General features: G+C 46.3%; 4 protein-coding genes. All 4 read left to right on the top strand.

The features are described 5' to 3' along the window. The first annotated feature begins 309 nt into the window (after positions 1–309). The 4 genes from PMG25_RS20875 (at position 310) to proX (PMG25_RS20860) (ending at position 8,343) form a co-directional block, all read left to right on the top strand. A complete protein-coding gene (locus tag PMG25_RS20875; protein WP_283768828.1) occupies positions 310–1,629 on the top strand; it encodes a serine/threonine-protein kinase in 1,320 nt (439 codons plus the stop codon). Between the two features lie 1,030 nt (positions 1,630–2,659). Beyond that, the gene (locus PMG25_RS20870) at positions 2,660–6,256 is read left to right on the top strand and encodes a glycosyltransferase (RefSeq protein WP_283768827.1); all 3,597 of its coding nucleotides are present in this window, start codon (positions 2,660–2,662) and stop codon (positions 6,254–6,256) included. Between the two features lie 10 nt (positions 6,257–6,266). Further along, entirely contained in the window at positions 6,267–7,286 is a 1,020-nt protein-coding gene (proX, locus tag PMG25_RS20865) for a glycine betaine/L-proline ABC transporter substrate-binding protein ProX (RefSeq protein WP_283768826.1), read from the top strand. Positions 7,287–7,368: 82 nt separating this feature from the next. Then, a complete protein-coding gene (gene proX / locus PMG25_RS20860) occupies positions 7,369–8,343 on the top strand; it encodes a glycine betaine/L-proline ABC transporter substrate-binding protein ProX (RefSeq protein ID WP_283768825.1) in 975 nt (324 codons plus the stop codon). Positions 8,344–8,429: the final 86 nt, after the last annotated feature.

Below are 8,429 nucleotides of genomic sequence, written 5' to 3'. Positions count from 1 at the left end.
GTGGGAGAGGGATATAGGGAGAGGGCATAAACCCATAGAAAAGCCCTCATCCCCCAGCCCCTTCTCCCACGGGAGAAGGGGAGAACAAGTCCCTCTCCCGTGGGAGAGGGATATAGGGAGAGGGCATAAACCCATAGAAAAGCCCTCATCCCCCTGCCCCCTTCTCCCGCAGGCGCTGTCCTGAGCGAAGCCGAAGGGAGAAGGGGGAAAAGTCCCTCTCCCGTGGGAGAGGGATTTTCCTACGGACATGAAAGGGAGAGGGCAAAATCTTGTGGAATAATAGGAAGTATTGCGTAGCAGACGATTATCATGTATTGGACAAGGGGAGAACGCATTGGTGGGGGTCGATACGAGATTGTCGATGAGTTGGGACAGGGCGGGTTTGGACTGACGTATCAGGCTAAACATTGTGAGTTGGGTTCGTTTTGCGTAATTAAGGCGATTGGCGCGTGGTTGCGGAAACAGCGGAACTATGACCGGTTTGTGGAGCGGTTTCGAGATGAGGGCAGGCGGTTGGCGGAGTTGGCACAACAAAAGCCCCATCCCCATATCGTGCGCGTGTTTGACTTGTTTCGGGAACCCCATCAGAATTATCCGGGGTTTGAGATTGATTGCTTGGTGATGGATTTTATTGCTGGGGAGACGCTGGAGATGGCGGTGTATCAGAGCGGGAAACTGCCGGAAACTGAGGCAGTGCGCTATGTGCGGCAGATTGGAGATGCTTTGATTGAGGTTCACAAGCGGGGGTTGGTGCATTGGGATGTCACGCCGATGAATATTATGATTCGCCCGCAAAAGGAGGCGGTGTTAATTGATTTTGGTATTGCTGGAGATTGTCCCCCCAGTTCGTTTTCTCGGAAGTTTGGAAATGAAGCGTTTGCTCCCTATGAACAGTTGATGTTAGGAAAACGGGAAAAACAGTGCGATATCTATACGTTGGGCGCGTCGTTATATTATGCGGTGACGCAACAAGTGCCAACCCTTTCTAATGCGCGAAAATTGGATAATGAGCCGTTAATTGAGCCGATTCGACTTGAGAAGTCGATAAGTTCTCAGGTGAATGATGCGATTATCTGGGCGATGGCGCTAGAGCCGGGAGACCGTCCCAAGTCGATGGAGGAGTGGTTAAAGTCTTTTTCTGACCCGTTTTCTGGGGAAGAGGAGGATGATTTAAGGTCGGATAAAGAGGTTGATTATCGCTACTTGCAGCAATTGTTGCAGCAGCAGCAGTGGAAAGAAGCAGATATGGAAACAGCCAGGAGAATGCTGGAAGTCGCGGGACGGGAAGAACAGGGTTGGCTGGATGTGGAAGATATTGATAATTTTCCCTGTACTGACCTGCGAACAATTGACCGGTTGTGGGTTAAATATAGTAAGGGTCAATGGGGGTTTTCGGTACAGAAGAAAATTTACCAGAGTTTGGGGGGCACAAGGGAGTATAATGCAGAAATCTGGCGTAATTTTGGCGATCGCGTCGGCTGGCGCGAAAAAGGAGAAGGGATGAACTACAATGACCTCACTTTTTCTTTGAGTATAAAAGGTCACCTTCCTTGGGTGGTATGGGGAGGGGATTGGGTGAGGTGGTGGTGTTCTTCTCTCGCGTCGAGACTTGTAGATTGTAACCTGTAATCAATGAACAATGAACAATTAACAATTAACAATTTATCCCTCCATGCTCAACCCAGAAACCGGGTTTCTTGTTTATTTTCTCGTTCGTCTCCTCAACTTTGGCAGAAACCCGGTTTCTTTGCCCCCAAAATTGATCATTATCCATCCATTTCGTAGGGGCGGGTTTAACCAATATTTAGGACACAAACCAATCAATTTTCTGAACCCGCCCCACCCATCGGTAATCCCACCCGCTCCAATTCCCGGTAAGGGTTGGGGGCAGGTTCACCAAGGTTATCGGTGAGAAACGAGAGATATGGGTGAACCTGCCCCTACAATTCAATTCAATCTAGAAACCCGGTTTCTTTGCCCCCAAAATTGATCATTATCCATCCATTTCGTAGGGGCGGGTTTAACCAATATTTAGGACACAAACCAATCAATTTTCTGAACCCGCCCCACCCACCGATAATCCCACCCGCCCCCACTCCCGCGAACGTTTGGGGGCAGGTTCACCAAGGTTATCGGTGAGAAACGAGAGATATGGATAAACCTGCCCCTACAATTCAATTCAAAAAAAAACAGGTTTCTAAATCTCCTCCGCAAACCACAAAAACCGGGTTTCTTGTTTATAGTCAATTTAAATAACAATGAGACATGATGTAACTCAATGTGTAAGGTGGGCAGTGCCCACCCTACTGGACCGGCAAGCTTAAAATTGGGGGTAAGAGTGTAGGTTGGGTTGAGGAACGAAACCCAACACCCGTCTGACGAAAGTTGGGTTTCACTTCGTTCAACCCAACCTACAGTTTTAAGCTTGCCAAGCCACTACTTGTGAGTGTCTCAACCTTCATTGAATCAACTTTATCTTCTCATTGGTCTCCTCAACTTGGGTAGAAACCCGGTTTCTTTCCCCCACCCGATGCATTCAACCCCAAAACCCGGTTTCTTCCTTGTCTCAGGGATCAAATCTTAAGTTATTCTGTTACAGTGTTGCTAATCGACTCTGGGCCTGCGGGTTCCAGCTTGATGTGGAGTGGACTGTCTTTGCATGAAAAAATCCCTGAACCCCCTGATACAAATGGTGAAATCTCCCCTGAAGGCTTTGCTGAAGAGAGCGCCGAACTTAGAGGTAAACCCCACAGGAGACCTCCAGGGGTTCTTAGAGAGTCCCAATGCCATTGAACGGAATGTCAGTGGGGTATTGCGAATCGCGGGTTGGGTGTTTCATCGGCGACATGAAATTGAGGCGCTGACCCTGATTCAAGAGGAGAGTCAAGAAGAAACCATTACCTATGGGGAACCCCGTCCGGATGTGGCGCAAGCGTTTATGGATTTTCCCTCAGCCGAAAAGAGTGGCTTTGGGTGGAATTTACCCATTGAACCCAATTTTTCTGGGGAGATTGCCCTTAAGATTATGGCGCAGTTGGATAATGGGGATTCGGTTTGTTGTTTTGCCCGTACTATTACGATTCAAAATGTGTACGAGCGTCCGCCGAAGGTGAAGGTTTCCCAGGTGATTTCTGGGTTTATGACTAAGGCGATTTTAGCCTATAAACAGCGCGGTGGAATTCCTTTATCGCCTCTGGTTTGGGTTCGGTTTATTAAGCGCTATGTTGACCAAACCCAAACTCAGGAATTTGCCTCCTATTCGACGATGATTCATCCTTGGCAACAGGAAGACCCCTATCAGCGTTGGTTAGGGCATAATCGCTTAACGGCTAAGGTGCAGAAATTGATGGAGGAGTCGGCCCAGAGGTTGGAGAAAACGGGGGTGAAAATTAGTGTGGTGGTTCCGGTTTATAATCCACCCAAGGGCTTTTTAGAAGAAACGATCGCCTCTGTACAAGCGCAAATCTACCCCAATTGGGAATTGTGCATTGCGGATGATGCCTCTAGCCAACCCCATGTTAAGCAAGTTTTGACCCAAGCGCAAGCCTCCGACCCTCGGATTAAGGTGGTCTTTAGGGCGGAAAATGGTCATATTGTCAAGGCGACGAATTCGGCTCTAGAGGTGGCAACGGGGGAGTATATCGCCCTTTTAGACCATGATGACTTGCTCTCTCCCGATGCGCTGCTCCATGTGGCTGAATGTGTGGATCAACATGCAGATGTGGATTGGATGTACACCGATGAGGACAAAATTACCCCCACCGGAGAGCGCTACGGGTATCAGATGAAGGGGGTTTGGAGTCCAGAAATGGCGATCGCCCACAATTATACGCACCATTTAGCCGTGATTCGCAAGCGCTTAATTGATGAAGTGGGAGGGTTGCGACCGGGTTTGGAGGGAGCGCAGGATATCGATCTTTACTTGCGAGTACGGGAAAAAACGACCCTGGATAAGGTGCGTCATATTCCCCACGTCTGCTATCATTGGCGCGTCCATCCGGAAAGCACGGCATCGAAGGGAACTCAGAAAACCTATGTGTTTGATAGCGCGTATCGGGCAATTTCCGATACCCTGGAGCGACGCAACTTAAAGGCGAAACCTTTTTTACCGGAGTTGGCAACGAAGTATGGGTTATGCTTGCATCAGTTGCAGTGGGATAGCTCGATTTTAGCAGAAAATCCGGTCACGATTGTGATTCCGACCCGCGATCGCACGGAAATCCTATCTCAGTGTATCGCCAGCCTGGAGAAAACCGTAGATCCGCGTTATGTGCAGGTGATTATTGTTGACGATCAGTCTACAGAAGCGAACACAGAGGAATTTTATCAGTACCTTGTAGGGGCGAACGGCCGTTCGCCCCTACATACGTCCCTACCCAATGAATTAAAATTAACCTATCAGGTGATTAGAAGCCAACGACCCGATCCCAGTGTAACCGGACGGGAGGGCTTCAACTATTCTCGCTTGGTGAATATTGGCGCTGCACAGGTAGAGACTCCCCTGATGTTGCAGCTTAACAATGATATTACGGCGATCGCCCCCGGTTGGCTCGAAGACATGGTAGGTTGGATGTCCATTCAAGGAGTCGGAGTCGTTGGCGCACGTCTCCTTTATCCCGATAATACCCTACAACACGCCGGAGTTTGTATCGGCCCCAATGGCGGATTAGCGGGTCATTTATTCCACGGGTTACGCAAAGAAGAATTAGGCTATTTATTCTATCCCCACACCACCCGAAATGTCTCAGCAGTAACCGGAGCCTGTTTGCTCACTTCCACCGAACTTTACCATCAGGTGAAGGGATTTGATGAAGAAAAATTAGGCTTAGAACTCAATGATGTGGACTATTGTTTGCGCGTCCAAGATGTGGGTAAGCGCGTCGTTTATACCCCCCAAGCCACCCTCATTCACCAAGGCAGTGCCTCACGAGGAGACTATTATAACCCCAAAGAACATCTAAACTTCATGGGACGATATCAGGGCAGAAAAGACCCTTACATTAACCCCAATCTTAATATCGACTCGATGACCCTGGACTTAAACCCCCTGCACTATGTCCATAGTGGTCGTATTTCCGGGATTAAAATACTGCTGGTTACCCATAATTTAGCCCTTGAAGGCGCTCCCTTAATGGCTTATAATTTTGCCAAGCATTTTGTCGAGTCAGGAGAATGCCAAGTTAATGTTGTTTCCTTGGTCGATGGCCCCTTACGCAACGATTACGAAGCCTTAAATATTCCCGTCAAACTGATAGAAGATAATCTGCAACGGGTGGATAATAGCCTAGAAACCTACCATCAGCGTCTTCAAAAGGTGGGCGAACTCCTAGAGCTGAATGAGTTCGATTTGGTGATGTCCAATACCATGGTCGGGTTTTGGGGCATCGAATTGGCGCAACTTTTTGGCTTACCCAGTATTTGGCATATCCATGAAAGCTGCACAGTTGAGCGCAGTTTACGCAACTTTTTTGGCGACTCTCCCCCGCAAGTGATGCGCGGTGTACTGGAGCGTTGTTTTCAGAATGCCTCGCGGGTAATTTTTGTCGCCGATGCCACCCGGAAAATTTTCCATGATTTGGACATTCATGGCCGGTTTCGCACGATTCCCGGAGGCATGGATTTAGGGAAAATAGCGGAGTTTCGCCGCAGTAATAGCAAGTCCTATTTGCGGCAAAAATATGGGATTTCTGAGGAAAAAACCGTTATTTCTGTGATTGGAACCACCTGCGAGCGTAAGGGGCAACATATTTTCCTAGAGGCGATTAAGCAATTAGAGAAGATGTATCCCGCCCAAAAGTTTAAGAACCTAGAGTTTTTGATTGTGGGAACTCGCGAAATTATCTATCTGGACTATTTGCGCCAGGTGCAAGAGCGGCTGAAGTTGGATTATGTGAAAATGTATCCGGAAACGCGCTATGTGTTTGACTTTTTTGGCTTAACGGATATATTTGTTTGTACCAGCTTTGAGGAGTCCTTCCCTAGGGTGGTGTTAGAAGCGATGGCATTTGAGCTGAAAATTGTCAGTAGCAATGTGTTTGGCATACCGGAGATGATCGGCGATCGCCACGAGGGGTATTTGGTGCGTCCCGGCGATCCAGAAGCCTTAGCCAACGTTTTGGTGGAGGCGATCGACACTGACTACGCCAACCGTCTACGCGGCAATGCTTACGCACGAGTCAATCGCCTATTTGACAACCAGAAACAGTTACCCAAACATCTAGAAATGGTGAAAGAAGTCGTATTGCAACATGAATAAAAGAATATCGATGTCCAAATCTCTATTAATTTCCACGGTTTTCTCTCTAACAGTGGGATTAATCTCTTGTCAACCCACTCAACAATCTACTGAAAATATTCCCCCAGAACAAGTGACTGTGCGAGCAGCCCATAGTGGTTTTGTGGAAGAAAGTTTTCAAACAGAAGTAGTGAATTTGGGATTAGAACAACTCGGTTACAACATAGATACAGTCAAAGAGTTAGATTACTCTGTTATCTATGTCTCTCTTGCCAATAATGACCTAGATTATACGGTGATCTACTATAACCCAGCCCATAACGATTTTTTGGAAAATGCCGGTGGAACTGAAAAATTAGAAGTCTCAGGACTTTTGATTCCTGAAGGTAGTCAAGGATACAGAATTGACAAGAAAACAGCCGAACAATACGGAATTAATAACATCGCTCAATTGAAAGATCCAGAACTTGCGAAACTCTTTGATTCAGATGGAGATGGAAAAGCCAATTTATCAGGATGTAATACAGGTTGGAGCTGTGAATCCATGATCGATCATCACATCCAAGCCTACGAACTCCAAGATACAGTAGAACAGAATCGAGGAAATTTTACTGCTCTTCTGGCTAATACCATTGCTCGTTATCAAGAAGGAAAACCGATTTTATATTATGCCTACAATCCTCACTGGATCTTTGCAGTTTTACAAACGGATAAAGAAGTCGTTTGGTTAGAGGTTCCATTTACCTCTCTTCCAGGAGAAATGAGTGATTTAACCGCAGAAGAGACTACATTTAACGGCAAAAATCTGGGATTTCCGGGAAGCAAACAAAATATTGTGGTCAATAAAACCTTTTCTGAGAATCATCCCATCGCTAAACGTTGGTTTGAAATTGTCCAAATTCCCCTAACCGATATGGATCAAGTGAGCTTACGAATTAAAGAGGGTGAAGATTCCCCTGAAGATATTCGTCGTTTAGCTCAAGAATGGGTAAGTGAAAATCAAGAGCAGTTCGATCGCTGGATTGCAGAGGCGAAAGCTGCGGGGGAATAATAAAAGTATAGATTATCTAAAATTCATGAGAGGAAAAATCGGGTCAAAATCATTATTAATTTCTACCATTTTATCTCTGAGTATGGCATTAACGGGCTGTTCTCTGACTAGACTATCGAGGAGCAACTTATCGCCCTCAGACGTAACCATTCGTTCCGCCCATGGTAGCTGGCTGGATGAGATTTTTCAAACCGAGGTGGTGAATATTGGCCTAGAACAGCTCGGTTATCAAATTGCACCTCTGAAACGATTGGAGTATCCAGGAATTTATTTGTCTCTAGCTAATGGCGATTTAGATTACAGCGTTGTTTACTATAGTCCCAGTCATGACGGTATGCTTGACCAAGCAGGGGGCGAGGAAAAAATACAAAAATTAGGAGTTTTTGTTCCCATTGGCGCTAGAGGTTATCAAATTGATAAAAAAACGGCTGAAGAATATGGAATTACAAATCTGGGACAATTAAAAGATCGAGATCTGGCTAAATTGTTTGACTGGGATGGAGATGGAAAAGCGAATTTAGCCGGATGTAATCCCGGTTGGGGGTGTGCATCCATCATCAACCATCATATAGAAGTGTATGGATTGCAAGAAACCGTTGAACAAGAGCAAAGTGTTTATGAAGCTCTGCTTGATGACGGGATTCGTCGGTATCAAGAAGGGCAGTCCATTTTATTTTATGCTTATAATCCTCATTGGATTTCTGCGATGTTAAGACCGGAGCAGGATACAATTTGGTTAGAGGTTCCGTTTACTTCTTTGCCAGGAAATGACGGATTAACTGACGCAGAAACAACGTTTAATGGTAAAAATACAGGGTTTCCAGGGGGGGCACAAGAAATTGTGATCAATCGAGATTTTGCTGCTGCTCATCCAGTGGCGAAACGGTGGTTAGAAGTGGTGCAATTTTCTCTTGAAGATATAAGTGAAGTCAGTTTGCAGATTAAAGAAGGTGAGGATACTCCGGAGAAGATTCGCCTTTTAGCAGAAGAATGGGTAAGTGAAAATCAAGAGCAGTTCGATCGCTGGATTGCAGAGGCGAAAGCTGCGGGAGAGTAAACTAGGATAAACTATATTATACTAAAACAATTATAGCTAGTCTAAATGAGTTGTACAACGGGAAATGCCCTCTCCCTTTCATGTCC

Source organism: Roseofilum capinflatum BLCC-M114, from assembly GCF_030068505.1.
Classification (GTDB): domain Bacteria; phylum Cyanobacteriota; class Cyanobacteriia; order Cyanobacteriales; family Desertifilaceae; genus Roseofilum; species Roseofilum capinflatum.
Note: the sequence above shows the minus strand (reverse complement) of the source record. Positions and strands in the feature narration are given on the sequence as shown.